Origin of the sequence: Rubricella aquisinus (assembly GCF_014199445.1) — a bacterium.
GTDB classification, from domain to species: domain Bacteria; phylum Pseudomonadota; class Alphaproteobacteria; order Rhodobacterales; family Rhodobacteraceae; genus Rubricella; species Rubricella aquisinus.
The window spans coordinates 19,312-43,410 of sequence record NZ_JACIJS010000005.1 but is presented as its reverse complement, the minus strand read 5'-3'; the positions used below and the strand labels follow the sequence as shown (position 1 = coordinate 43,410).

Here is a 24,099-nt window from a genome sequence, read left to right as displayed (position 1 = left end):
TGGTACTATGAATATAGACGTGGCAGCGGATTGCCGCCATTCCGAAGCCGACACGGCGCATTCGGAATGGTGGCGGGGATTCTTGAAGGGAGATCATCTTTGGGATGATCCCACCAAGGAGCCATTGTCTGTTGTCGATTTGTTCTGCGGTTCCGGAGGGTTCGGATTGGGTGCAGCTCTTGCAGCCGGTTGCTTTGATCGCCGCGCGGTTTTCCGTGCAATCGCCGATGCGGATGTTTCCGCGATGGAGGTCTACGGTCGGTCCTTACCGGTAAGAAACAAGATCGCCGACTCTTTGGCGACGATTGTGGACTATTCGGTTGATCAAATGGGCGATACCGCAGAGTTCGACTATCCCCCCGAAATCATTCAACATGACCTCGCGAAGGAGGTCGGCAAAACGGATCTGCTTATCGCGGGGCCGCCATGCCAAGGGCATTCAAACCTGAACAATCACACCCGTCGAAATGATCCTCGGAACGATTTATTTGTCGCGACTGCTGCGATCGCAGTCGCCCTAGGGGCGAAGGCTGTGGTAATTGAGAATGTGCCAGGCGTGGTTCGCTCCCATAGCGACGTCGTCGAACTCGGACGCCGCCTTCTGGCGTCCGAGGGCTATGCTGTGGCCGACCATGTCCTTAGGATGGACGATCTCGGCGGGTGGCAGACCCGCGCGCGGTATTTCATGATCGCGGTCAAAGATTCGCAGCAAGAAATCTTGCAGGAAACGCTGACCCACTTGGCGACTGAGGCTTCTGGAGCATGTTTCGGGAAGCGGGAGCCACGCGACGTCCTTTGGGCGATCGCCGACCTCGAGGGCAGCAAGGGTAATTCCGTTTTCGACACGTCGCCTGTACCGGGACCTGAGAACCTTCGGCGGATAGACTTCCTCTTTGACGAGGGAATCTACGACCTCCCGAACAGCGAACGTCCCGACTGCCACAAAGATGGAACGACCTACACGTCGGTCTATGGTCGAATGCACCCTGATAGGCCCGCGCCAACGATCACGACCGGCATCGGCACACCTGGTCAAGGCAGATTTATCCATCCGACCCAGCGTCGCCTGGTTACGCCGCATGAGGCTGCTCGAATTCAATCCTTCCCAGACGGTTACGGCTTCATGGGTGGAGATAGCCAGACGCCTCGAAAGGCATTGGCGAAATGGATCGGTGACGCGGTGCCTCCCTACCTTGGCATGATAGCCGTATGCGCGGCACTCTCGGTCTTGACGGGCGCTGCTCCCAAGGTTCCCTGGGGAGCTAGATAACCAATGATCTGCGTAAGATCTGGTGCCCTAGAGCTCCGCAAGGACGCAATTCAAAGGGAGATGGGTGAGTAAGTGCAACGGTCTAGAGGTTTCGGACGAACGCCACCTTAACGATCTGAAAAGAGTTCAAGGTTTGTTATCCCCTTCGGGCATTATGACGCCGCGATATGAGTTGATATGCTGCACCGCCAATGAACCCGCACAAGGCTATGCGAAGCGCATTGCCGCGGTCCTTGAAGGAGTGTCCTGAGTTTTGTGTAGCTTGTGTGGGCCATGACCCAAACGCCCAATTAGAGAAGCTGCCGTCCACTGGAGTTGCAAGTGCTACATCCTGCCGAACTTCCGCTTCTTCGACGGAGCCATATAGTTTCACACATGCAGCGAACTTCCGCTCTCCGCCAAAATTTCTCTCAAATACACCGAACGGCCCAAACCGGCCAATCACCCGTAAAACGGCGTACTGCAGTGCGGCCCGTCAAACCGGACGTTCGCTGCAGGAGCAAAAACTCAGTTGCAGAAAGCTCGCATTTCGCGAGGAATAGTTGGTAATCTGGCCTCCCCTCGCATCCTCCGCTCTAGCTCCTGCGGTGCCAGTCAGAAATTGTCAGACTATCTCGACACTTTGTTCATTAGTCTGGATATCCTAAACAAAGGATGTAACATCTGCCTAACATCGATAGAAAGCACTTGGCACAATCTGGTACACAGGACACCACGACTGTTTTCGAGTAAAAACCTACAGGCACTTCAAAATGATAAACTTCCAGAACGCTGAGTTGCTGCTTGATAGTAGGGTCAATTGCGCGTCGTTAATGACATCAATGACGGTGCAAGACTATATCGAATTGGTCAACGAAGCTTACAAAGAACGCGGTGGTATTGCTGGACAGCGTGAGCCGCTGAAAACAACCAGTGCCAAGCGAATTCGGAAGCGAATGGTGGAGGATCTTCTCGCCGGTGCAGTCCTTCCACCTGTGGTCATTGGTAAGGTGGTTGATGACCTAGCTAGCCTTGATACCGCAGGTGCGTTGATGACCGCGATTTCAGATGAGGATAAAGGCAAACTTTCAATCATTGATGGAATGCAACGTACTACGGCTCTTTTAGAAGCATTCGCTGAGTCTGAACAAGTGATCAAACACCGCCTCTTGCGGGTGGAGTTTTGGATCGCAGAGGAGACTGAGAGCTTAATCTATAGAATGTTGGTGCTAAACACAGGCCAAGTTCCTTGGAATCTCAGCAGGCAGCTTCAGGTCGTGTACGCGCCGTTGGTTGCCGAGATGAAGGAAAAAATCACTTTTGATCGCGTCTTGGAAATTCAAGGCTCTAATCCTGAGAGGCGCACCAAAGCAGGTCAGTACAGGCCTGATGATCTCGCAGAGTTGTTTATTGCATTTGGATTACGCAAGACTGATGTTGATACCAAGGAAACATTAGCAGATGAATTCTCGCGCCTGGATATGGCCGAGGCGCTTTCTTCTCATCTCTACAGAGAATTTTTCTACCCGACAGTTCAAATGATGGTCGATCTTGATGGAGCTATTTCTCGTCTTGATGATCAGTTGATTCAGCCCAACGGGGATGACGAAACAGATGGAAAAAAATTGGTTGGAAGAAATGTCTTTGACAGTAAGCCCGCTCGCATTGGGTTCGTCGTCGCCGTCGCCATTGCAGTTATGGGACGAATTGGAATGGAGAAAGACAAGGATCAGCATGCTATGGAGCAGCGTATTAAAGCCATCGAAGATGGGTTGACGCAGCTAACAGACAAACTGGGCAGAATGGATGCTGAGGGCATGAACGATTTCCTCAGGTTGGGTGTTCTTCAACAACAACTTTACGGAACAAAGCGCTCCGCGGTTGGACGATATGAACGCGCCTTTTTTGAGAATGCATTCAAAATTTTGATCGAAGAAAGCTTTGACATACCCACGTTGGAGACATGCTGGCGCGGGTAAATGGCAAATCGGAATAGAATGCAAATGTCTACTGAGCTATTTGCGACGCTAGTGGCTTCCGTGGAAGCCTCGTCGGATCGAGCGCTTTCTAATAATGACGCACCACGTTGGATAAGAAAGCTATCAGAAGAAGACGCTATCCTAATGTCTCAAGCGGACGTTAGAGACGTTTGTATTGTAACACGTCATCTAAGGGCTTTATTATTACAGCATGAAGGGAAAAGGTTCCTAACCGTCTCAGGACTGGATGCAGACGATGATTTGCCTGAAGGGTTTGAAGCACTTGAACTCACGCCTAGTTTTTTGGCGTTAGCTGTTTCTCAATTGAAACTAGCACCAAGAGCAAGTCCGATTGAAATTTTTGATACCATTGAAAGCAGCTTTGCAGGCGAAGACGGCTACGAAGGTCACGAGCTTGAAGATATAGCCAAACTCTTCCCAAGTGTTTCTGTCTTTAAGCTGAACGAAGATGCAGATTCATCTGGATCAATTTGGAGATCCGTGGGCGTACTTCTTTCCAAATTCTACGGACAAGGTCCGATTGAATTGAGTGGCGAAGCACTAAACGGATTAAAAGAGCTCTATGAAGCGGGGTCAAATCACGTCCCATTTAGAAATATTGTGCAGGGTCATCTGGCCATAACTTGGAGTGGCCTGTTTTTGGAATTGTACAGAGCTATTGAACAATTGTACTCAGTGCCAAAATTAGTCAAATTAACCGATATTTGGGCTTCACCAAAATCATTCTATGAGCTTGCTGAACTGTTGGAGAGTCAGCTGGGGTGGCGCCCAAAAGAAGAAGATGCGCTGCGGGAGCTCATCGAGAGCTGCGATGCTTCACTTCTTGAAATGCTGGCCAACGAGCTTTGCCCAGATGCTGAAAACAAGTCTCAAGCCGTGGCTAAGGCGATTTACAAACAAAGAAATTCGTTGGTTCACTTTCGTTCAGCTATGCCAGAACAGTGTTATTCTAACGAACAATGGAACAACAGAATCTGTCTGATGATTAAGCTCGTATCTCAATTATACGAGAGGCATGGAAATAACTACATGTTACCCCGTGCGCAATGATTTCCCGATGCTGGGTCAAATTTGGGTGCGATATGCGATGAGAACATATTAGGAACATTCTGCTGTATCTGGCATGCTGCACACTTGCAGCGATCCAGGGTGTGTGTTCTAACTCAACTAAATAATGGAGTAGTCGTGAGAACTTTTTTCGAATTTTTTGCGGGTGGTGGCATGGTACGGGCTGGTTTAGGTCCGGGCTGGTCTTGCCGTTTTGCAAATGACTTCGATGCCAACAAGGCTGAAGCATACTGCGACAACTGGGGTGATGGTGAGATGGTTGTCGATGACATCCGCAACCTGAGCCCAGATGATATGGACGGCACGCCCGATCTCGCTTGGGGTTCCTTTCCTTGCCAAGATCTCTCTCTGGCAGGCGGTGGCGCTGGCCTAAAAGGTAATCGAAGCGGAACCTTCTATCCGTTCATCTCGATTATGAAAGAGCTGCAAGACCGCGACCGCGCACCATCCATTATCGCGCTGGAGAACGTCGTTGGCACACTGACATCCCACAAGGGAAAAGACTTCCGAGCAATCTGCGATGCGTTGGATGACCTTGGCTACCGATATGGCGCGTTAGTGGCCGACGCATCTCTCTTCGTTCCACAGAGCCGTCCACGGTTATTCGTGATTGCAGTGAAGTCTGACATCACTTTGCCTGATGGTATCACTGGTGATGGGCCTGAGCGGCCCTGGCACACGGCCGCTCTGCGCCGCGCAATGACCAACCTTTCTGATGCTCAACAGTGTCGGTGGATCTGGTGGTCTATGCCTGAGCCAAATGAGCGCGAGACTGACTTCTGCGATCTAATCGAAGACAAGCCGAAGAGCGTTGACTGGCACACCGCATCCGAGACGACAGCACTTTTGTCCATGATGAGTGAAGTAAATCTTGCGAAGGTTGAGACCGCCAAAGCTGCGAAAAAGAAAATGGTGGGCGCTATCTATAAGCGCACGCGTTGGGAGCACGGAATAAAAGTGCAGCGTGCCGAGATCCGCTTCGATGACATCGCTGGATGTCTGCGCACACCTGCCGGTGGCTCTTCGCGTCAGCTGATCATGACTGTTTATGGAAGCAAAATCCGGTCGCGCTTGATCTCAACACGTGAGACAGCGCGCCTGATGGGGCTGCCTGACACCTACAAGCTGCCCGAGAAATACAACCAAGCATATCATTTAACTGGAGACGGGGTCGCGGTGCCTGTGGTGCGGCACATCGCAGAGAATATCTTCGAGCCGATCGTCAGATTGAAAACGGAAGTGGATTTGGGGGATGGCAGGCGCGACACCTTGCGGGGAAAATACAGCACTGAAAGCGCGGGTAGCCGCTCTCGCTGAAGTACTCAAGACTGAAGCGCACACCTTGGGTGATCACGGTCTTGACGATCAGGAATTTTACAACTCAGGTTTGTTTCGCGGTGCCATAGAACAGATCCGCGGCGAATTCGTCGCATCAATGACGCCGAAGCGTGAATATGTATCACATGTTCTCAATCACATGGTCGACGAAGGCTTCATTCAAGATTGGCTGTCAGCAGGTGCCGCAAACCGTCACGACTACTCTGTGACGCTGAATGATGGGAGGACGGCCGCGATCGAATTGAAGGGCTGTCTAGACGGAAACAACACGAACATTTTCACCCGGCCGCCGCACGCTGATGAATTTATCATCTGGTCAGTCTGCACAAATCCATCTGCGGATCCTGCCAAGAACGTCTGGTCGGGAATACACACGCGGCTGAGTGCTGAAATGATTGACCGCGATCAGCGCATAGACGGGCTTGTAGTTTGGGATTATGTCTGTGGGACTGTGGGGCGGCCATGTCCGAAGCTTGTCGCGGCTCCGGATCGGCTGATTGAGCTTGGGCCGTATCGTTTGCCGCCGCCATGCGTCTACATGTTCCCCTCATCCGTCCCAGCGCCACGGAACAACGCAGCGCCACACCCGCAGCGAATTGGCAATGTCGGGATACTTGATGCGATGCATCGGTGCTTTGGTGGGCGAGATGAGGAAGTTCACAGCGTCTTCTTTGAGGCACGGTATGATGGAGCTGACCTGCAACGTAAGACCCGCATCGAACGCAACGGGGCGTTGATGCGAGAATCTGGGTTTACATCAATCAAGAGGGATTAATCAGGCTGCTTCGTCGAAAACTGCAGTCCAACATTGATCTTGCCGTGATTTCTTTAGATCAGCGCTACATTGAACCTGAAGCAAACGTCCGCTTCAGCTCGTGACTGCTCGTGATAGTGCTCTCGCAGCGAACGGCTCCTTCCCGCCACAACGGGGTGAGCGTCCAGAAATCCAATTGCTCTGGTCACAAGCTTGGATTTCCCGTTGTTCAAGAACCATTCAGCCCCCGCAGCATAGCGTGCTTCTCACTTCGTTTTACGAACTGCTCAGTGGTTCAATGAACCTGCTTTCAAAGGAAAAGTTGAAAAAAGGCCAGTTTTGGCCGGAATAAAAAGCGCTCGGATGATGTAATTTCAATAAGTTGGCAGGCGGTGAATTTGTTTACACCGAATGGGTCGGGGGTTCGAGCCCCTCACCGCCCACCATTCTTTTCAATGATCGTCCGTAACTGGGCTGTGTGAGCCTCACAGGCCGCTTGCCCCGCTGTCGTCTCAACGTTGAGCCGCAACAGCGGCTCTGTGCTGGACGCGCGCAAATTGAACCGCCAGTCAACAAAGCTCATGCTCAGCCCGTCAGCGTGATCGGAATGGCTGGCGATGGGGGAAAAATGCGCCGCGACGCGGGCGATAACCTTGGCCACATCATCGACCGTAAAATTCATCTCCCCCGAAGCACAAAATCGGGTCTTTCGACCTGCGACCAGCTGTGAGAGGGGCTGTCCTGTGCTTGACAGCAGGCCCGCGACCTTGAGCCACGGGATCATCCCACTGTCGCAGAACATGAAATCACGGAAATAGTGATGCCCTGACATCTCCCCGCCATAGAGCGCGTCGGTGTCTCGCATGGCCTGTTTGATGAAGATATGGCCCGCGCGGGCCAGAACGGGCTGCCCGCCTGACGCGGTGATCGCATCGGTAATGTTCAACATTACGCGCCGGTCCATCACGATTGAGGCGCCGGGTGCGTCGCCTAGCATGGCTTGAGCCAACAGGCCCACGATGAACTCTCCATCCACGAATGTCCCGGCTTCGTCGAAAAAGAAGCAGCGATCAAAATCCCCATCCCATGCGATGCCGATATCTGCGCCATGGTCCAGAACCGCCTGTGCCGTCTCCGCCCGGTTCTCCGGCAATAGGGGGTTGGGGATGCCGCGCGGAAACCGCCCATCGGCGACGTGATTGATGCGGTGGATGGTCCACGGCGGCGCAAGCCGGGCAACAATAGCGTCAAAAGCCGCACCAGCGACACCATTCCCGGCATTCACCAACAGGCGCAATGGCCGCGTGCCCACGGGCGCGATTTGCGCGATATGGGCTGCGTAATCCGCGCGGGTGTCGACTTGACGATAGGCGCCCTGTGCGGCCCCAGCGCTGAACTGCGCGGTTTCGGCAAGGTCGCAGATGGCACAGAACACCTCCTGCGGCAGAGGGCGGCTTTCTGCGCCAACAAACTTGAAGCCATTATAGTCAATCGGATTGTGGGAGGCGGTCACCTCCACCCCGCCCGCCGCACGCAGATGGCTGACAGCGAAATACACCTCCTCCGTGCCCGACTGGCCCAGATCGAAAACATCGCCCCCCGAGTGGCGCACACCGTTGATGAAGGCATTATGCAGCGCGGGGCTGCTCAAACGGCAGTCATGACCGATCACAAATGGCCCGTTACCCAGCACCTGCGCAAAGGCGCGGCCAAACCGATATGCCAATGCCGGCGTCAGATCGCGGTCGAGCTTGCCACGGATATCATAGGTCTTCACACAAGAGAGCATGGTCGGGGATCACTTCGCTTTCCCGAACAGCGTCGCACAGCACTTGGCACTTGCCCATAGAAAAACCCGAGCGCATGGCTCCATGCGGTCGGGTCTTCAGCTTTGGATAGGTTTGGCCCGCTGGGCCTGACGAGGTATTACTCGGCCTGCTCCCCGAAAATGTGGTGCGTGCTGTTCGCGGCGGTCGGCAAATAGGTCGGCACGATGAACAATTCGGTCTCGCCCGATGCGGCGGCGGTCACATAGACGCCATACTGGTTGCCGTTGAACATGAAGCTGCCGCTGCCTGCGTGAGCAGAGGTGCGGGTCAACACGATGCTTTTGGCCCCGAAGGTGCGGTCAGTGAAGGACACCGACACGGTCGCGTCACCCGGCGCGACGGCCATCAGCACACCGTCAGAGGCGCCCGTGCCCACATGATATGTCTTGGTGATGGTTGCAGAAGCTGCGGTTGCGACAACAGACAGGATGACTGCGGCGGCTGCGGTTTTCAGTACGTTGATCATGTTTTTCCCCCTCACGATCATATGCGTTTTAAGCGATCCGCAATTGTTTAAAACTTTCCCTAAATTGCGTTGACGGGGTGATACGTCGACTGCTCGATTCTTCCTAGCATTTTAAGTAATTTTGGTTAACAGGTGCGGATATGTTCATCCATCGTTAACTATAGGCCGATCTCGCGTGGTTTTTCACTGTGACAGGAACCACGGTTTCTGAGCCACAAAGGAATAGATCGATGCATTCTCCACATTGGGGGAGGCCGCAGGGACGATGATCAGGTCCACCTGTCCTTGCCCGCCTTGTACGAGGTGAACGCCAAACGCCACACCATTGAGGGTGAAGCCGCCATTGGCCTCATGCGTGCTGGTCCGGTTCAACAGGAAAGTGACCGTGCCCTGTTGCGGATCGGTCAGGCCCGCCGTGATCGTTGCCCCGGCCGGGAACAGTTCCAATACCGCCCCTTCCGCCAGCCCAACGCCGGTAAAATGTTTCGCATCCGTGGTGGCGGCAGCGGGGGTCAGCATGACGGCCAGCAAGATAACAGAGAGAAAAGCGCGAAGAGTGGTCATGATTGGCGTCCTTCAATGAGCGTTCAATATCGCCGCTAGGCCCGCCTGGTGTTCAAAATTTGTGCGGATCAGGGCGTGATTGTGGCAATGCCGCCTTGGGGGAGAGCCATTGAATCGCCATGCAAACAAGGGGAGAATCCTTCATCCAGAGGGTGAGCCGGTGCGCTGGCCTGTTCGTCCCTGACGGGTGCGAAAGCCCACCTTTGGTGGCACGTTCCTGACACAACGAATCAACATCCGAAGCCCCGGAAGGTGGCAGGGTGGCGATAGTTTGGCGCTTCGTGTCGATCCTGCATTTTCCTGCCGCGAATCCGCTTGACGCTCCTGCAACCCGCCACTAAACACCCTGCACGCCCGGGCGCTGCCCGGAGGAAAGTGCGGTTGTAGCTCAGTTGGTTAGAGTACCGGCCTGTCACGCCGGGGGTCGCGGGTTCGAGCCCCGTCAACCGCGCCACTTTCCCCCGAAACGCCCCGGACCGTAATGCGGTTGTAGCTCAGTTGGTTAGAGTACCGGCCTGTCACGCCGGGGGTCGCGGGTTCGAGCCCCGTCAACCGCGCCACTTGATTATCCCAGACATTCCGTCTTTTAGTGGCTCGGTATCCGCGTGCCGAGTGCTCATCATGACATTGACTGTTTTCCTTGCTGTTTTGCTCGCTGCGGCCCTGCACGCCAGTTGGAATGCGCTTGTGAAAGGCGGGCAGGACATGTGGGTGAATATGGCCGGTGTCGTGCTGGGTCATACGCCCATGGCGCTGATCGTGCTGTTCTTCGTGCCGATGCCCGCGCCCGAAAGTTATCCTTATATCCTTGCCGGGATCGCGCTGCATTTCGGCTATCAGCTTTTCCTGCTGCAATCCTACCGGATCGGAGACCTGACACAGGTCTATCCGATCGCGCGCGGGATCGCGCCGCTGATCGTGGCAGGCGTGTCTACCATGGCGCTGGGCGTCGTGCTGGAACGGATGGAGCTGTTGGCCATCGGATTGATCGCAGCGGGGATTATGAGCCTCAGCCTTGTGCGCAAAAGCGATGGGACCAGAAACCATGTCGCGGCCCTTCTGGCGGCAATCACCGGCTGCTTTATCGCGTCCTATTCGCTGAATGACGGGATGGGCGCGCGCGTCGCGGGTACGGCGCTTGGCTTTTATGGGTGGGTCGCGCTGGGCAATGCGATTGTATTCGCGCTCTACCTCTCCGTCACGCGGCGGCAGGTGTTTGCGCAGCTTGGGCGCGGGCAGGGGCTGCGGGTGATGGTGATTGGCGGCACGGCGTCCTATCTTGCCTATGCCATTGTCACATGGTCCTTCACTCAGGCACCGATTGCGCTGGTTACCGCGTTGCGGGAGACAAGCATCATTTTCGCGCTGCTGATCGGTGTTGGGTTTCTAAAAGAGCGGCTTGATCTGTTCAAGGTCGCCTCCACCTTCCTCACGATCTGCGGGGCAGCCTTGTTGCGGCTGGCCCGCCCCTGATCATTTGACCCCGATCAGCCGATCCACCGACAGCGGCCCGGCGCCCTTGACCACCAATGTGACGAGGATCACCAGCCAGAACAGGCGCTGATCCGCGATCAGGCCATAAGGGTCACGGTCAAACAGCGCGCCGATTGTGTCGGCATCAAGCCCATGGCCAAAGATATCGACCCAAGACATCACAGCGATAAATCCGATCATGCCAAGTGCGGCGAGCCGGGTCATCAGGCCCAGCACGATCAGCGCAGGCAGCACATATTCAGCATAGGCACCGGCAAGCCCGATGAGTTTGTGCACAAACCCGAATTGCGACAGGTCATAGCCATATGCCTCCAGCGTGCGCGGGAAGATCTGCCCATACGCGCCGAAGGAGAGCGTGAACACACCGTCGAGTTTCGTCCCTGCCGAATGCCAGAAAAACACCAGCAGCGCAGAGGCGAAGGTGAAGCGCGCCAATGTCGGGATCAAAAACCCGGCCCGCGCCTCAATCGCGTCGAATATCAGGTTGGGCAGGCGCAGCAGGGTCAGCATCGGGTGGTCTCCTCACGCATCAATCACTCCGGCGAAGGCACGCGCCGGGATAAGGGTTTGCATTGTTGTTGAAAGGTCGAAATCGCGGTGGACCATCGCCGCGGCCTCTGCGGCCTCGGCCAAGGGTGCGCCGTCTGACAGGGCCATCAGGAAAGTATCCGCGCCAGTGGGCAGGGGCCACATGGTCACCGTCATCTCCGGGCGCAGGATCAGCACCGACTGGGCGGTCTGCGTCAGCGGCAGGTCCGCCCCTTCGTGATTGATCCGCCAGATCGTCAGGATGGGAAAGGAGGAGGTCACAACCCGAAGCGACGGCAACAGCCGCAGCCGCGCGGTATCAAGCGCCTCTGGCGCGATCTCAGCCAACAGGGTGGGCGCGGCAGGAGCGGCATCAGCGGCGTGAAACGCCTCCCGCCGCGCCAGATCAAGCCGCGCCACATCGGGCAGATAAGGCAGGGAGGATGCCGGCCGAAACCCGGCGATCCAGTCGGGAAAGGCCGCGCCATATTTGAACATGAGCGGGTTGCTCGGTGGATGGGCGCGCACGAACACCCCTGCCATGGCCGCGAAAAACTCCGTGCCGACCAGCTTTGCCACGGTGGGAAAGCCCGTCTCCAGCGCGTCGATCAGGCTTGAGACGACATTATTGCGATAGACGGTGAAGCGCCGCCAGGCCGGGTGGCCATCAGGGCGGATCACGCCATCGGGCACTTTGGCATCCGGGTCCAACAGCGCCGCGCCGAACCCTTCAAGCATGGGTCAGCACCTGATCCGCGCGCGTGAGTTCGGCCTCAAGCACTGGCCAATCCGGCACATCATTGTCCCATTCGATCAGCGTGGGCCGGGGGCCACCGCGCGCGATGGTATGGGCATAGAGCTGCCAGACATCGGGCACGACAGGGCGGCTATGGGTGTCGATCAACAGTGGCGCGCCGACCTCGTCCGCGTCCTCCTCATGCCCGCCAAGATGGATTTCGCCCACATGATCCAGCGGAAAGGCATCAATATAGGCCACCGGATCGTAATCCTGATTGGTGGCGGAGACGAACACGTTGTTTACATCCAAAAGTAGCCCACAGCCGGAGCGGGTCGCGATCTCCCGCAGGAACGTGATCTCATCCATCTCGCTTTGTGCGAAGGCGACATAGGTGGAGGGGTTTTCCAGCAGCATTTGCTTCCCAAGCACGTCCTGCACCTGTGTGATATGGCTCACGATCCGGTCTACGGCTGCTTGTGTGTAGGGCAGGGGGAGCAGATCGTTCAAAAACCCGCTGTCATGGGTGGACCATGCCAGATGTTCTGAGAAAAGTGCCGGTTCCAGCCAATCAACCAGTTTGCGCAACCGCGCGAGATGGTCGGTGTCAAGCGGCCGCTCGCCCCCGATTGACAGGCCAACCCCGTGGCAGGACACCGGATAGACCTCGCGCAGGGCGCGCAATTGCGCCAGCGCCGGGCCACCATCGCCCATATAATTTTCAGCATGGATTTCGACCCATCCCAAAGCGGCCGGGCGCGCCATGACCTCAGCGGCATGTTGCGCCTTGAAGCCCACGCCCGGGCGGTTTGGGATTGTGTTGGTGAGAGTATCGAACATCGGCTTGCTCTGATCTGCTGGAGGGAGGGTGGGGTGCCCCGTTGTGAGGGCACCCCGGAGGACGGCCTTATGCCGGCAGATCGCGCTCAAGCGCCTCAAGGGAGCCCATGCGGTCGCCCGGAATTTCCATGGAAAGGCAGGTGCCCGCGGGCACCAGCGTCCATGCGTTGCCCTGATAATCGACCTTGGAGGTGCCTGCACAGGTCGTGCCGGGGCCAGCGGCGCAATCATTCTCGCCCGCGAGGGAAACGCCGTAGCACTTCTCGGTCGCTTGTGCGGATGCCACCGTTGCGGTCATCGCGATGGCGGTGGTGACGGCGGATGCGATGGCAAGGCCTTTAACGACGGTATTGGACATGTGGTAACTCCTTGAGAGGTTGGTTTTGAATGACACCCACCGATGCGGGGGTGAGGCACACTAGGCAGAGGCTTCGATCAACTGCTAATCACGTAAATGAGACCTCTCTGTTTCGTGAAAATCGACAATTTCCGCGTGATGTGTGCTGATTCCGCCAATTTCCCGGGCCCCGGCCACCGCTTCCTGTTCCCGTGTGACAATCGTTCTGTTAGAAAACGAATATTGCGGTGAGGCATGGCGCGTTTGGCTGTCACGGGATGGAAGGGAAATTCGTGTGCAATTGCATACGATGCGACGTCCCGTTCTGTTGACCCACGCGCGCAGCAGGTTTAGACCCGCAACCGAAATAACGCAGCAGTGAGTCCTTTCTGAGGCTTGCCGCAACGCACTGGAGGAGCACCCTTTGGACGACCTTCTCAGAGAGTATCTGCCGATCCTCGTCTTTCTTGGCCTTGCCATTGGCCTTGGTCTTGTTCTGCTTTTGGCCGCCGCGATTGTCGCCGTCCGCAACCCTGATGCCGAAAAAGTCTCTGCCTATGAGTGTGGCTTTAACGCGTTCGACGATGCGCGGATGAAGTTTGATGTGCGGTTCTACCTCGTGTCGATCCTGTTCATCATCTTTGATCTGGAAGTCGCGTTCCTGTTCCCATGGGCGGTGAGCTTCCAATATCAGGGCGACCTCGGGTTCTGGTCGATGATGGTGTTCCTTGCCGTGCTGACCATCGGGTTCATCTATGAATGGAAGAAGGGAGCACTCGAATGGGAGTGACAACTTCGCTCAATACCGCTGGTGCGGATAAGGAAGTCACGACGCAGGCTCTGTCGAATGAACTGGCGGATAAGGGTTTTCTGCTGACTTCGACGGAGGCCGCGATCAACTGGGCACGCACCGGGTCGCTCCATTGGATGACATTCGGGCTTGCCTGCTGCGCGGTGGAGATGATGCACACCTCCATGCCGCGCTATGACCTTGAGCGGTTCGGCACGGCCCCGCGCGCTTCCCCCCGCCAGTCTGACCTGATGATTGTGGCGGGCACGCTGACGAACAAGATGGCCCCGGCATTGCGTAAGGTTTACGACCAGATGCCCGAGCCGCGCTATGTGATCTCCATGGGATCCTGCGCGAATGGCGGCGGGTATTATCACTATTCCTATAGCGTTGTGCGCGGCTGTGACCGGATCGTGCCGGTGGATGTGTATGTGCCGGGCTGCCCGCCAACGGCAGAGGCACTTCTTTACGGTATCCTGCAACTTCAGCGCAAAATGCGCCGGACGGGGACGATTACCCGATGAATGACAGCGTAATGATCGAAGAGTTGAAAGACCTCGGCGCGCATCTTGAGGTGCGGCAGGAGGCAGCGATGCTGTCCCATCAGGTTGTGGGCGGTGAATTGACCGTGACCGTGACGCCGACCAACGTCCCGTCTTTCGTGCAATTCCTGAAGGATGATGCGGCCTGCCAATTCACCACGCTGATCGACATCACCGCGATTGACTGGCCCGAGCGCGAAAAGCGGTTCGAGGTGGTCTATCACTTCCTGTCGATGACCCAGAACCAGCGCATCCGGGTGAAAGTCCCCGTGCGGGAGCGTGAGATCGTCCCCTCGATCATCGACGTGCATCCGTCCGCCGATTGGTATGAGCGCGAAGTATTCGATATGTATGGCGTGATGTTCTCTGGCCACCCGGATTTGCGGCGCATCCTCACGGATTACGGCTTCCGCGGGCATCCGCTGCGCAAGGATTTCCCGACCACCGGTTATGTCGAGGTCCGCTATTCCGAGGAGGAAAAGCGCGTGGTCTATGAACCCGTGAGCCTTGTGCAGGATTACCGGCAGTTTGACTTCATGTCCCCATGGGAAGGTGCGGAATACATCCTTCCCGGCGATGAAAAGAAGGAGGCGTAAGGCTATGGCTGCTGATGGCTCCAAATTCGACGACGCCCTGACGGGTGAGCAGAAAATCCGCAATTTCAACATCAATTTCGGGCCTCAGCACCCGGCAGCGCATGGCGTGTTGCGGATGGTGTTGGAACTCGATGGTGAGATCGTGGAGCGGGTGGACCCGCATATCGGCCTTCTTCATCGCGGTACTGAAAAACTGATGGAAAGCCGCACCTATCTGCAAAACCTGCCCTATTTCGACCGGCTCGATTACGTAGCACCCATGAACCAGGAACATGCGTGGTGCCTTGCCATCGAACGGCTGACAGGGACGGAGATCACCCGCCGCGCGTCGCTGATCCGGGTGCTTTACTCTGAAATGGGCCGGGTGCTGAACCACCTGCTGAACGTCACCGCGCAAGCCATGGATGTGGGCGCGATGACGCCTCTGGCATGGGGCTTTGAAGAGCGTGAAAAGCTCATGATCTTCTACGAGCGGGCCTGTGGCGCGCGGCTTCACGCGGCCTATTTCCGGCCCGGTGGCGTGCATGTCGATCTGCCGCAAAAACTGTGTGACGATATCTGGGCCTGGACCGAAAGTTTCGGTGAAGTGCTCGATGATATCGAAGGGCTGATCACCGAAAACCGCATCTTTAAAGAGCGGAACGTGGATATCGCCGTCGTCAGCCGCGAGGACGCGATGGCTTACGGCTTCTCCGGTGTGATGGTCCGTGGCTCCGGCATGGCATGGGATTTGCGCCGCGCGCAGCCCTATGAATGCTATGACGAATTCGATTTCCAGATCCCTGTCGGGCAGAACGGCGATTGCTATGATCGCTACCTCTGCCGGATGATGGAGATGCGCGAAAGCGTCAAGATTATGCGTCAGGCGCTCGAAAAACTCGACCAGTGCAAGGGCGAGGACGTGCTGGCCCGTGGCAAGCTCACGCCGCCCAAGCGGGGGGATATGAAAACCTCCATGGAGGCGCTGATCCACCATTTCAAACTCTACACAGAAGGCTTCCATGTGCCTGAGGGTGAGATTTATGCCGCCGTTGAGGCGCCCAAGGGCGAGTTCGGCGTGTATCTGGTGAGTGACGGTAGCAACAAACCCTATAAGGCCAAGCTGCGCGCCCCGGGCTATCCGCATTTGGCCGCGATGGATCACCTGTCGCGCGGTCACCAATTGGCCGATGTCGCAGCGATCCTCGGTTCGCTCGATATCGTGTTTGGCGAGGTGGACCGCTGAGATGACCGCCGCTTTCGCCACGTTCAGCCTCTACTATTTCGTCGTCTGCTCCGCCATTGGTGGCGTGGCGTCGATGGTGACGGTGAAGGCAGGGCGCGCGCGGGCTGGCATGATCGGGGCCGGGATCGGCGCTGGTCTCTACATAATTCAACTTCCCATATGGGTGGGGCTGATGTCATGACCCACCAAACTGAGATCAAGAAAGGGGCCGCATAATGCTGCGTCGCCTGCATAAAGACCAACCAGACAGCTTTGCCTTTACCCCGGCCAATGCCGAATGGGCGAAAGGGCAAATCGCGAAATACCCGGAAGGGCGGGAGGCATCTGCCATCATCCCCCTCTTGTGGCGCGCGCAGGAGCAGGAAGGCTGGCTGACCCGCCCCGCGATTGAGCATATCGCGGAGATGTTGGGCCTTGCCTATATCCGCGCTTTGGAAGTGGCGACGTTCTACTTCATGTTCCAATTGACCCCCACGGGCAGCATTGCCCATGTGCAGGTTTGCGGCACCACGTCCTGCATGATCTGCGGGGCCGAAGACCTGATCGCAGTCTGCAAGGAAAAGATCGCGGCAAAGCCGTTTACCCCCGGTTGGGACGATAAATTCACCTGGGAAGAGGTCGAATGCCTTGGAGCCTGCGCGAATGCGCCCATGGCTCAGATCGGCAAGGATTACTATGAGGATCTGACCGCCGCACGGTTTGCCGAAATCCTTGAGGAGCTTGCCGCAGGCAAGGTGCCAACACCGGGGCCGCAAAACGGGCGCTACGCGTCGGAGCCGCTGGGCGGTTTGACCTCGCTCAAGGAATGGGAGGCCGACAAGATGGCACATAACGCCTCGGTCGCGCTGGCTGTCGAAAATGAAGATACGGTTTCCCGAATTACGGGGGAATGAGCTAACCTCTCGGGTGGGAGCGTTTTAGACCCACCAAACAGGGAAGGAATATCGCCATGACGACACAGAATGAAACAGGGCTCAGCGGTACGCTGTTCAGCTTGATTGTTGCCGCTGGGGTGGCTTGCCTCGTATTTGGCATCATCACCCTCCTCGGGGATGTGAGCCTGCTTGGGCGGCTCTTTATCGCGGCGATTGTCGCCTCCGCGCTGGCGATTGTTTTGATCTGGAGTTTTGGCAAGCCGCTTCCGGCGCCGAATGCGGCTGAGGCGGTCGAAGTGCAACCGGTCAGCGTGGCCCCGGTCACGGCACCCGCAGCACCCACCGCGACGGAAACCGCCGATTGGCGTCAGAATGCCGCCGCGCCGGTTGAAGCTGCAAAACCTGCCGCGAAACCGGCCCCGGAAAAGAAAGCCGCCGCACCGGCCACGGCAGCCGAACCCGCTGCTGCCGAAGGCGACGGCCCGGCGCGGCTCACGGCTGCGCGCGACGGTGGCCCGGACGATCTGAAAAAGATCAAAGGCGTCGGACCAAAGCTCGAAGGTGTGTTGCACGGCATGGGCTTTTACCATTTCGACCAGATCGCAAGCTGGTCAGCGGATGATGTGGCATGGGCGGATCAGAACCTTGTCGGGTTCAAGGGCCGCGTGTCGCGCGATGATTGGGTCGGTCAGGCAAAAGCCTTGGCCGCGGGCGAGGAGACCGAGTTCTCCAAGAAAGTGGATAAGGGCGGCGTGTACTAAACCACACGGCGCCACCGAATACGGGAGCATTCGACGGTGAAAGGGCAGGATGACAGCACGCGGCGGCAGGGCCGACAGGCGATGTTTGTCATCATTATCGCTTTCTCCGCTTGGGTTGTTCTCAACTTGATTGGCGGTCAGATCGGCTTGGATGCGCGTTATGCCTTCCTTGCCGATTTCGCCGCACTGGCAGCGCTCGCTTGGGCGCTGATCGTACTGATAAGGATCTGGCTCAAGCGCCAGAGTGAAGGGAACTAACAGATGCTGGCTGATCAGGACCGCATATTCACGAACCTTTACGGGATGCATGACCGCTCCTTGGCTGGTGCGCAAAAGCGCGGCCATTGGGACGGGACGGGCGATCTGGTGAAAAAGGGGCGCGATTGGATCATCGAGGAGATGAAAGCCTCCGGCCTGCGTGGCCGTGGCGGCGCGGGCTTCCCGACGGGTCTGAAATGGTCCTTCATGCCGAAAGAAAGCGATGGTCGCCCGCATTATCTGGTGGTGAACGCGGACGAATCCGAGCCCGGCACCTGTAAAGACCGGGAGATCATGCGCCACGATCCCCACACCCTGATCGAAGGCTGCCTGATCGCCTCTTTCGCGATGGGGGCCCATGCGGGCTACATCTATATTCGCGGCGAATATGTGCGGGAGCGCGAGGCGCTTCAGGCCGCGATTGATGAAGCCTATGACGCGGGGCTCTTGGGCAAGAATGCCGCGGGGTCCGGCTGGGATTATGACCTCTATCTTCATCACGGGGCAGGGGCCTATATCTGCGGTGAGGAAACCGCCCTTCTCGAAAGCCTTGAAGGGCGAAAGGGCATGCCACGGCTCAAGCCGCCCTTCCCCGCGAATACCGGGCTTTATGGCGCGCCGACGACGGTGAACAACGTGGAATCCATCGCCGTGGTGCCAACGATCCTGCGCCGCGGCGCAAGCTGGTTTTCCGGCTTTGGCCGTCCGAACAATGCAGGGACCAAACTTTTTGCCATCTCCGGCCATGTGAACACGCCATGCGTGGTGGAAGAGGCGATGAGCATTTCTTTTGAGGAGTTGATCGAGACCCATTGCGGCGGCATTCGCGGCGGTTGGGACAACCTCAAGGCGGTGATCCCCGGCGGCTCATCCGTCCCCCTGATCCCCGGCAAAACGATGTATGAAGACGCGATCATGGATTTCGATTGGCTGCGGGAGCAGAAATCGGGCCTCGGAACCGCCGCCGTGATCGTAATGGACAACTCGACCGACGTGATCAAGGCGATCTGGCGTCTATCAAAATTCTACAAACACGAAAGCTGTGGCCAGTGCACGCCCTGCCGCGAAGGCACCGGATGGATGATGCGCGTGATGGACCGTCTGGTGACGGGGGACGCGGAGCCTGAAGAGATCGACATGCTTCTGGATGTCACCAAACAGGTCGAAGGCCACACGATCTGCGCCCTAGGCGACGCGGCGGCATGGCCCATTCAGGGTCTCATCCGCCATTTCCGCGACGAGATCGAGGACCGCATCAAGCATAAACGCACGGGCCGCGTCAGCGCCGTCGCGGCGGAGTAATACCATGTCTGACCTACGCAAAATGATCATCGACGGGGCGGAGATCGAAGTTGATCCCGCGCTCACCATCCTTCAGGCCTGTGAAGAGGCGGGCGTGGAAATTCCGCGCTTCTGCTATCACGAGCGGCTGTCCATCGCGGGCAACTGCCGCATGTGTCTGGTGGAGGTCGTTGGTGGCCCGCCGAAGCCCGCGGCCTCTTGCGCGATGCAGGTGCGCGACCTGCGCGGTGGCCCGAACGGGGAGCCGCCGGAGGTGAAGACCAAATCGCCGATGGTCAAAAAGGCCCGCGAAGGCGTGATGGAATTCCTGCTGATCAACCACCCGCTGGATTGCCCGATCTGCGATCAGGGCGGCGAGTGTGACTTGCAGGATCAGGCGATGGCCTATGGCGTTGATTTCTCTCGCTTCCGTGAGGAAAAGCGCGCAGCGGTCGATCCCGATCTCGGGCCGCTGGTCGGCACTAAAATGACCCGCTGCATTTCCTGCACCCGCTGCGTGCGCTTTACCACCGAGGTGGGCGGCGTGAGCGAGATGGGCCAGACCGGCCGGGGCGAGGACAGTGAGATCACGTCCTACCTCGGTCAGATGCTGACCTCAGAATTGCAGGGCAATGTCATTGACCTTTGCCCCGTGGGGGCGCTGACGTCCAAGCCATATGCATTCACCGCGCGGCCCTGGGAATTGAAGAAAACCGAAAGCATCGACGTGATGGACGCGCTTGGCTCCTCCATCCGCATCGACACGCGCGGGCGCGAAGTGATGCGCATCCTGCCGCGTAACCATGACGGCGTGAACGAGGAATGGATCAGCGACAAGACCCGCTTCATATGGGACGGGTTGAAGCGCCAACGGCTTGATAAGCCCTACATCCGCGTGGACGGGAAGCTGAAACCAGCCACTTGGGCGCAGGCTTTTGCCGCTGTGGCAGGCGCCGTGAAGGGCAAGAAAATCGCCGCTGTAGCAGGCGATTTGGCCCCGACCGAGGCGATGTTCGCGCTTAAGGAGCTGGTGACGGGCCTTGGCGGCACGGTCGAGTGCCGCACGGATGGCGCGAAACTGCCCGAAGGCAATCGCGCGGCCTATGTCGGCACGGCCACGATTGAAGAGATCGACAGCGCGCAGATGATCCTGCTCGTCGGCACCAACCCGCGCAAGGAAGCCCCGGTGCTAAACGCGCGCATCCGCAAGGCGTGGCTTGCCGGGGCTGAAATTGGCCTTGTGGGTCAAGCTGTTGATCTGACGTATGAATATGCCCATGCGGGCACCACGCCCGCAGACCTGAAAGCACTCGCTGATAAGGGCGTGTCGGACGAGACAAAGGAAAAGAATACCCTTGTCATCGTCGGGCAGGCAGCACTCGCCCGTGAAGACGGTGCCGCGATCCTTGCTGAAGCGCAGCGGATGGCAGAGGTGTCGGGCTCCAAACTTCTGGTGCTCCACACTGCCGCGTCCCGTGTGGGCGCGATGGATCTGGGCTTCACCACCGAGGGCGGCATCACTGCCGCGCTGGACGGGGCAGAGGTCGTCTGGAACCTTGGCGCTGATGAGGGCGACATTCCGGCGGGTCCCTTCGTGATCTATCAGGGCTCGCACGGGGATCGGGGCGCGCACCGCGCGGATGTGATCCTGCCTGCGGCCACCTATACCGAAGAGACGGGCATTTTCGTCAACACCGAAGGCCGCCCGCAAATGGCGCTTCGGGCGAATTTCCCGCCCGGTGACGCGAAAGAGAACTGGGCGATCATCCGCGCGGCCTCTGCCGAGTTGGGCGCGCAACTGCCCTATGACAACATCAACGCGCTGCGCGCCGCGATGTTTGAGGCTGTGCCGCATCTGGCTGAGATTGACACGGTGCCGGAGAACACGGGCGATATGCTGCCCTCCGGCGCATTGGGCGAGCAGGCGTTTGGGCAGGCGATTGCCGATTTCTACTTCACCAACCCGATCGCACGCGCGTCACAGGTGATGGCGGAGTGTTCCAAACTGGCTCAAGAGCACAACATGCCGGTGGCGGCGGAGTAAGATATGGACTTTTTCGACACAAATTTCGGCATCTTCCTGATCATCCTCGCCCAGTGTTTGCTGGTCACGGTGATGGTGCTCGTGAGCCTTGCCTTCCTGATGTATGCGGACCGCAAAATCTGGGCCGCTGTGCAGATCCGCAAGGGGCCAAACGTGGTGGGCGCCTTTGGCCTGCTGCAATCCTTTGCGGATTTCCTGAAATACATCGTCAAGGAAATCGTGGTACCTGCGGGTGCCGACAAGGCGGTGTTCTTCATCGCGCCGATGATTTCCTTCGTTCTGGCCGTGATCGCCTGGGCGGTGATCCCGTTCAACGATGGCTGGGTCGTGGCCAATCTAAACGTCGGTATCCTCTACATTTTCGCGATTTCGTCGCTGGAAGTGTATGGCGTGATCATGGGCGGTTGGGCGTCGAACTCCAAATATCCGTTCCTTGGCTCGCTCCGCTCTGCCGCGCAGATGATTTCCTATGAGGTCTCCATCGGCTTTATCATCGTGGGCATCCTGATCTCCACCGGGTCGCTGAACCTCACGGCGATCGTGATGGCGCAATCGGGTGATTGGGGGCTGCTGAATTGGTACTGGCTGCCGCATTTGCCGATGGTGGTGCTGTTCTTCATCTCCGCTCTCGCTGAGACGAACCGCCCCCCGTTCGATTTGCCGGAGGCAGAGGCCGAACTCGTCGCGGGCTATCAGGTCGAATATTCCTCCACGCCGTTCCTTTTGTTCATGATTGGGGAATTGATGGCGGTCGTGCTGATGTGCGCGCTGCTGACCCTCCTGTTCTTTGGCGGCTGGCTGTCGCCCATTCCGGGTGCTGCGGACCTGCCGATCCTTGGCGACGGGGTGCACTGGATGGTGATCAAGATGGCCTTCTGGTTCTTCATGTTCGCGATGGTCAAGGCGCTCGTTCCGCGCTTCCGCTATGACCAGTTGATGCGGATCGGCTGGAAAGTGTTCCTGCCGCTGTCGCTGGCATGGGTCGTCCTCGTTTCCTTCTTCGCTCATTTCGAACTGTTCGGCGGGGCCTATGCCCGCTGGGCCATCGGAGGCTGATATGGCACAGATCGATTACAACCGCGCCGCGCGCTATTTCTTCCTGTCGGACTTTTTCGCCGGGATGAAGCTGGGGATGAAGTATTTCTTCAAACCCAAGGCGACGATCAACTATCCCCATGAAAAAGGCCCACTGTCCCCACGGTTCCGGGGGGAGCACGCGCTGCGCCGCTATGCCAACGGCGAAGAGCGCTGCATCGCATGTAAGCTGTGCGAAGCGATCTGCCCCGCGCAGGCCATCACCATCGAGGCGGAGGAGCGGGAGGACGGCTCCCGCCGGACCACCAAATACGATATCGACATGACGAAATGCATCTATTGCGGCTTCTGTCAGGAAGCCTGCCCGGTGGATGCCATCGTCGAGGGGCCGAATTTTGAATTCTCCACCGAGAGCCGGGAGGAGCTTTACTACGACAAGGCAAAGCTTCTGGACAATGGCGACCGGTGGGAGGCTGAGATCGCCCGCAATCTGGAACTTGACGCGCCTTACCGCTAAGGCAACGGCCCCGTAAGAGGGCCATCCGAAAGGACGACCAACGATGACCGTGTTTGCTGTCATATTTTACCTGTTTGCCTGTACGGCGGTGGCCTCTGCGCTGCTTGTCACGCTGGCGCGTAACCCGGTGCATTCGGTGCTGTGGCTGATCTTGTGTTTCTTCAGCGCGGCGGGTCTGTTCGTGCTGATGGGCGCTGAATTCCTCGCGATGCTCTTGGCGATTGTCTATGTGGGCGCGGTCGCGGTGCTGTTCCTGTTTGTGGTGATGATGCTCGACGTGGACTTTGCCGAGTTGAAGGATGGCATGGCCAAGCATATGCCCATCGGGTTGTTGATCGCGGTGATCCTGACGGTCGAGTTGATGCTGATTGTCGGCGTCTGGGCGTTCGCTGATGCCGCCCCCGCCATGCGCCAAGCCGTCGCGCCCACGCCAGAGGATGTGGAGAACACGGTGGCGCTCGGGCAGCTGATCTACACCGACTATATCTACATGTTCCAGGTCGCGGGCCTGATCCTGCTGACCGCGATGATCGGCGCGATTGTGCTGACCCTGCGCCACCGCACGGATATCAAGCGTCAAAACGTAATGGAGCAGATGTCCCGCGATCCGGCTAAGGCCGTAATCCTCACCGATGTGAAACCAGGGCAGGGGATCTGAGCCAATGATCGGACTTGAACATTACCTCACCGTCGCGGCCCTGCTGTTTGTGACCGGGATTTTCGGCATCTTCCTGAACCGCAAGAACATCATTGTAATCTTGATGTCGGTCGAACTCATGCTGTTGTCGGTCAACATCAACCTCGTCGCGTTTTCGACCCATCTGGGCGATATGGTCGGGCAGATCTTTACCCTGTTCATCCTGACCGTCGCCGCCGCAGAGGCCGCCATTGGCCTTGCGATCCTTGTCTGCTTCTTCCGCAACCGTGGCACGATCGCGGTGGAAGATGTGAATGTGATGAAGGGCTAAGGAC

Annotated in this window: 27 protein-coding genes and 2 tRNA genes; 22 read left to right on the top strand and 7 right to left on the bottom strand. The window is 57.6% G+C overall.

Annotation, left to right across the window (positions count from 1 at the left end; genetic code table 11):
* Nucleotides 1–7: 7 nt before the first annotated feature.
* From FHS89_RS08730 to FHS89_RS08710, 5 genes are all read left to right on the top strand, one after another.
* Nucleotides 8–1,270: a DNA cytosine methyltransferase gene (locus FHS89_RS08730; RefSeq protein WP_184010718.1), complete on the top strand. Its 1,263-nt coding sequence runs from the start codon at nt 8–10 to the stop codon at nt 1,268–1,270.
* Between the two features lie 821 nt (nt 1,271–2,091).
* On the top strand, nt 2,092–3,228 hold the full coding sequence (locus FHS89_RS08725) for a hypothetical protein (RefSeq protein WP_184010716.1): 1,137 nt from the start codon (nt 2,092–2,094) through the stop codon (nt 3,226–3,228).
* Nucleotides 3,229–3,246: 18 nt separating this feature from the next.
* The gene (locus FHS89_RS08720; protein WP_184010714.1) at nt 3,247–4,299 is read left to right on the top strand and encodes a hypothetical protein; all 1,053 of its coding nucleotides are present in this window, start codon (nt 3,247–3,249) and stop codon (nt 4,297–4,299) included.
* Between the two features lie 135 nt (nt 4,300–4,434).
* Nucleotides 4,435–5,634 (top strand): DNA (cytosine-5-)-methyltransferase, encoded by a 1,200-nt coding sequence (locus FHS89_RS08715; protein ID WP_184010713.1) that lies wholly within the window; start codon nt 4,435–4,437, stop codon nt 5,632–5,634.
* The gene (locus FHS89_RS08710; RefSeq protein WP_184010711.1) at nt 5,570–6,430 is read left to right on the top strand and encodes a hypothetical protein; all 861 of its coding nucleotides are present in this window, start codon (nt 5,570–5,572) and stop codon (nt 6,428–6,430) included. The genes FHS89_RS08715 and FHS89_RS08710 overlap by 65 nt, the downstream gene beginning before the upstream one ends.
* 412 nt (nt 6,431–6,842) lie before the next feature.
* Here the strand turns inward: FHS89_RS08710 and FHS89_RS08705 are convergent, their stop codons facing one another.
* The 3 genes from FHS89_RS08705 to FHS89_RS08695 all read right to left on the bottom strand — a co-directional run bounded on the left by FHS89_RS08705 (nt 6,843) and on the right by FHS89_RS08695 (nt 9,268).
* Complete coding sequence (locus FHS89_RS08705; protein WP_343051380.1) at nt 6,843–8,186, bottom strand: phosphohexomutase domain-containing protein; 1,344 nt, start codon at nt 8,184–8,186, stop codon at nt 6,843–6,845.
* 149 nt (nt 8,187–8,335) lie between these two features.
* Complete coding sequence (locus FHS89_RS08700) at nt 8,336–8,704, bottom strand: hypothetical protein (RefSeq protein WP_184010706.1); 369 nt, start codon at nt 8,702–8,704, stop codon at nt 8,336–8,338.
* A 183-nt stretch (nt 8,705–8,887) separates the two neighbouring features.
* Nucleotides 8,888–9,268 carry a hypothetical protein gene (locus tag FHS89_RS08695; RefSeq protein ID WP_184010704.1) on the bottom strand — a complete coding sequence of 127 codons (381 nt, stop codon included), beginning with the start codon at nt 9,266–9,268 and terminating at the stop codon, nt 8,888–8,890.
* A gap of 377 nt (nt 9,269–9,645) precedes the next feature.
* Between FHS89_RS08695 and FHS89_RS08690 the strand changes: the two genes are divergently transcribed.
* From FHS89_RS08690 to FHS89_RS08680, 3 genes are all read left to right on the top strand, one after another.
* Nucleotides 9,646–9,722, top strand: a tRNA-Asp gene (locus tag FHS89_RS08690).
* A 29-nt stretch (nt 9,723–9,751) separates the two neighbouring features.
* Nucleotides 9,752–9,828: transfer RNA gene (locus FHS89_RS08685), tRNA-Asp, on the top strand.
* A 61-nt stretch (nt 9,829–9,889) separates the two neighbouring features.
* Nucleotides 9,890–10,741: a DMT family transporter gene (locus FHS89_RS08680; RefSeq protein WP_184010702.1), complete on the top strand. Its 852-nt coding sequence runs from the start codon at nt 9,890–9,892 to the stop codon at nt 10,739–10,741.
* On the opposite strand, the gene FHS89_RS08675 is transcribed toward FHS89_RS08680, so the two are convergent.
* The 4 genes from FHS89_RS08675 to FHS89_RS08660 form a co-directional block, all read right to left on the bottom strand.
* Complete coding sequence (locus FHS89_RS08675) at nt 10,742–11,272, bottom strand: DoxX family protein (protein ID WP_184010700.1); 531 nt, start codon at nt 11,270–11,272, stop codon at nt 10,742–10,744.
* 12 nt (nt 11,273–11,284) lie between these two features.
* The gene (locus FHS89_RS08670) at nt 11,285–12,028 is read right to left on the bottom strand and encodes an HvfC/BufC N-terminal domain-containing protein (RefSeq protein WP_184010698.1); all 744 of its coding nucleotides are present in this window, start codon (nt 12,026–12,028) and stop codon (nt 11,285–11,287) included.
* A complete protein-coding gene (gene bufB, locus FHS89_RS08665) occupies nt 12,021–12,866 on the bottom strand; it encodes an MNIO family bufferin maturase (protein ID WP_184010697.1) in 846 nt (281 codons plus the stop codon). Before bufB ends, FHS89_RS08670 begins: the two co-directional genes overlap by 8 nt.
* Before the next feature lie 67 nt (nt 12,867–12,933).
* Nucleotides 12,934–13,224 (bottom strand): BufA1 family periplasmic bufferin-type metallophore, encoded by a 291-nt coding sequence (locus FHS89_RS08660; protein WP_184010696.1) that lies wholly within the window; start codon nt 13,222–13,224, stop codon nt 12,934–12,936.
* Nucleotides 13,225–13,627: 403 nt separating this feature from the next.
* Between FHS89_RS08660 and FHS89_RS08655 the strand changes: the two genes are divergently transcribed.
* Genes FHS89_RS08655 through nuoK form a run of 14 tightly spaced genes read left to right on the top strand, consistent with a single transcriptional unit; the run spans nt 13,628 to nt 24,095 of the window.
* Nucleotides 13,628–13,993 (top strand): NADH-quinone oxidoreductase subunit A, encoded by a 366-nt coding sequence (locus FHS89_RS08655; protein ID WP_184010695.1) that lies wholly within the window; start codon nt 13,628–13,630, stop codon nt 13,991–13,993.
* Nucleotides 13,984–14,517, top strand: a complete 534-nt coding sequence (locus FHS89_RS08650; protein ID WP_184010694.1) for a NuoB/complex I 20 kDa subunit family protein — start codon at nt 13,984–13,986, stop codon at nt 14,515–14,517. Before FHS89_RS08655 ends, FHS89_RS08650 begins: the two co-directional genes overlap by 10 nt.
* An 11-nt stretch (nt 14,518–14,528) precedes the next feature.
* Complete coding sequence (locus tag FHS89_RS08645; protein WP_184011273.1) at nt 14,529–15,131, top strand: NADH-quinone oxidoreductase subunit C; 603 nt, start codon at nt 14,529–14,531, stop codon at nt 15,129–15,131.
* A 4-nt stretch (nt 15,132–15,135) separates the two neighbouring features.
* A complete protein-coding gene (locus FHS89_RS08640) occupies nt 15,136–16,356 on the top strand; it encodes an NADH-quinone oxidoreductase subunit D (protein WP_184010693.1) in 1,221 nt (406 codons plus the stop codon).
* Between the two features lies 1 nt (nt 16,357).
* Entirely contained in the window at nt 16,358–16,537 is a 180-nt protein-coding gene (locus FHS89_RS08635; RefSeq protein WP_184010692.1) for a hypothetical protein, read from the top strand.
* Between the two features lie 34 nt (nt 16,538–16,571).
* Entirely contained in the window at nt 16,572–17,249 is a 678-nt protein-coding gene (gene nuoE, locus FHS89_RS08630; protein WP_184010691.1) for an NADH-quinone oxidoreductase subunit NuoE, read from the top strand.
* Between the two features lie 56 nt (nt 17,250–17,305).
* On the top strand, nt 17,306–17,992 hold the full coding sequence (locus FHS89_RS08625; protein ID WP_184010689.1) for an NADH-quinone oxidoreductase subunit E: 687 nt from the start codon (nt 17,306–17,308) through the stop codon (nt 17,990–17,992).
* A gap of 36 nt (nt 17,993–18,028) precedes the next feature.
* Nucleotides 18,029–18,250 (top strand): DUF5337 family protein, encoded by a 222-nt coding sequence (locus tag FHS89_RS08620; RefSeq protein ID WP_184010687.1) that lies wholly within the window; start codon nt 18,029–18,031, stop codon nt 18,248–18,250.
* A gap of 3 nt (nt 18,251–18,253) precedes the next feature.
* Nucleotides 18,254–19,552 (top strand): NADH-quinone oxidoreductase subunit NuoF, encoded by a 1,299-nt coding sequence (gene nuoF, locus FHS89_RS08615; RefSeq protein ID WP_184010685.1) that lies wholly within the window; start codon nt 18,254–18,256, stop codon nt 19,550–19,552.
* A gap of 4 nt (nt 19,553–19,556) precedes the next feature.
* Nucleotides 19,557–21,575: an NADH-quinone oxidoreductase subunit NuoG gene (nuoG, locus tag FHS89_RS08610; RefSeq protein WP_184010682.1), complete on the top strand. Its 2,019-nt coding sequence runs from the start codon at nt 19,557–19,559 to the stop codon at nt 21,573–21,575.
* A gap of 3 nt (nt 21,576–21,578) precedes the next feature.
* Nucleotides 21,579–22,631 carry an NADH-quinone oxidoreductase subunit NuoH gene (nuoH, locus tag FHS89_RS08605; protein ID WP_184010680.1) on the top strand — a complete coding sequence of 351 codons (1,053 nt, stop codon included), beginning with the start codon at nt 21,579–21,581 and terminating at the stop codon, nt 22,629–22,631.
* A 1-nt stretch (nt 22,632) separates the two neighbouring features.
* Nucleotides 22,633–23,127, top strand: coding sequence for an NADH-quinone oxidoreductase subunit NuoI (gene nuoI, locus FHS89_RS08600; RefSeq protein WP_184010678.1), 495 nt, complete (start codon nt 22,633–22,635; stop codon nt 23,125–23,127).
* Nucleotides 23,128–23,170: 43 nt separating this feature from the next.
* Complete coding sequence (locus FHS89_RS08595) at nt 23,171–23,785, top strand: NADH-quinone oxidoreductase subunit J (RefSeq protein WP_184010676.1); 615 nt, start codon at nt 23,171–23,173, stop codon at nt 23,783–23,785.
* Nucleotides 23,786–23,789: 4 nt separating this feature from the next.
* Complete coding sequence (gene nuoK, locus FHS89_RS08590; RefSeq protein WP_184010673.1) at nt 23,790–24,095, top strand: NADH-quinone oxidoreductase subunit NuoK; 306 nt, start codon at nt 23,790–23,792, stop codon at nt 24,093–24,095.
* The last annotated feature ends 4 nt before the right edge of the window (nt 24,096–24,099 follow it).

Coding starts and splice junctions, on each gene's coding strand:
- FHS89_RS08695 (WP_184010704.1), bottom strand. CDS start 9,268: ATGACCACTCTTCGCGCTTTTCTCTCTGTTATCTTGCTGGCCGTCATG.
- FHS89_RS08730 (WP_184010718.1), top strand. CDS start 8: ATGAATATAGACGTGGCAGCGGATTGCCGCCATTCCGAAGCCGACACG.
- nuoK (WP_184010673.1), top strand. CDS start 23,790: ATGATCGGACTTGAACATTACCTCACCGTCGCGGCCCTGCTGTTTGTG.
- FHS89_RS08660 (WP_184010696.1), bottom strand. CDS start 13,224: ATGTCCAATACCGTCGTTAAAGGCCTTGCCATCGCATCCGCCGTCACC.
- FHS89_RS08720 (WP_184010714.1), top strand. CDS start 3,247: ATGCAAATGTCTACTGAGCTATTTGCGACGCTAGTGGCTTCCGTGGAA.
- FHS89_RS08700 (WP_184010706.1), bottom strand. CDS start 8,704: ATGATCAACGTACTGAAAACCGCAGCCGCCGCAGTCATCCTGTCTGTT.
- nuoI (WP_184010678.1), top strand. CDS start 22,633: ATGGCACAGATCGATTACAACCGCGCCGCGCGCTATTTCTTCCTGTCG.
- FHS89_RS08595 (WP_184010676.1), top strand. CDS start 23,171: ATGACCGTGTTTGCTGTCATATTTTACCTGTTTGCCTGTACGGCGGTG.
- FHS89_RS08635 (WP_184010692.1), top strand. CDS start 16,358: ATGACCGCCGCTTTCGCCACGTTCAGCCTCTACTATTTCGTCGTCTGC.
- FHS89_RS08675 (WP_184010700.1), bottom strand. CDS start 11,272: ATGCTGACCCTGCTGCGCCTGCCCAACCTGATATTCGACGCGATTGAG.
- FHS89_RS08640 (WP_184010693.1), top strand. CDS start 15,136: ATGGCTGCTGATGGCTCCAAATTCGACGACGCCCTGACGGGTGAGCAG.
- FHS89_RS08645 (WP_184011273.1), top strand. CDS start 14,529: ATGATCGAAGAGTTGAAAGACCTCGGCGCGCATCTTGAGGTGCGGCAG.
- FHS89_RS08680 (WP_184010702.1), top strand. CDS start 9,890: ATGACATTGACTGTTTTCCTTGCTGTTTTGCTCGCTGCGGCCCTGCAC.
- bufB (WP_184010697.1), bottom strand. CDS start 12,866: ATGTTCGATACTCTCACCAACACAATCCCAAACCGCCCGGGCGTGGGC.
- nuoE (WP_184010691.1), top strand. CDS start 16,572: ATGCTGCGTCGCCTGCATAAAGACCAACCAGACAGCTTTGCCTTTACC.
- nuoG (WP_184010682.1), top strand. CDS start 19,557: ATGTCTGACCTACGCAAAATGATCATCGACGGGGCGGAGATCGAAGTT.
- FHS89_RS08725 (WP_184010716.1), top strand. CDS start 2,092: ATGACGGTGCAAGACTATATCGAATTGGTCAACGAAGCTTACAAAGAA.
- nuoH (WP_184010680.1), top strand. CDS start 21,579: ATGGACTTTTTCGACACAAATTTCGGCATCTTCCTGATCATCCTCGCC.
- FHS89_RS08625 (WP_184010689.1), top strand. CDS start 17,306: ATGACGACACAGAATGAAACAGGGCTCAGCGGTACGCTGTTCAGCTTG.
- FHS89_RS08710 (WP_184010711.1), top strand. CDS start 5,570: ATGGCAGGCGCGACACCTTGCGGGGAAAATACAGCACTGAAAGCGCGG.
- nuoF (WP_184010685.1), top strand. CDS start 18,254: ATGCTGGCTGATCAGGACCGCATATTCACGAACCTTTACGGGATGCAT.
- FHS89_RS08670 (WP_184010698.1), bottom strand. CDS start 12,028: ATGCTTGAAGGGTTCGGCGCGGCGCTGTTGGACCCGGATGCCAAAGTG.
- FHS89_RS08650 (WP_184010694.1), top strand. CDS start 13,984: ATGGGAGTGACAACTTCGCTCAATACCGCTGGTGCGGATAAGGAAGTC.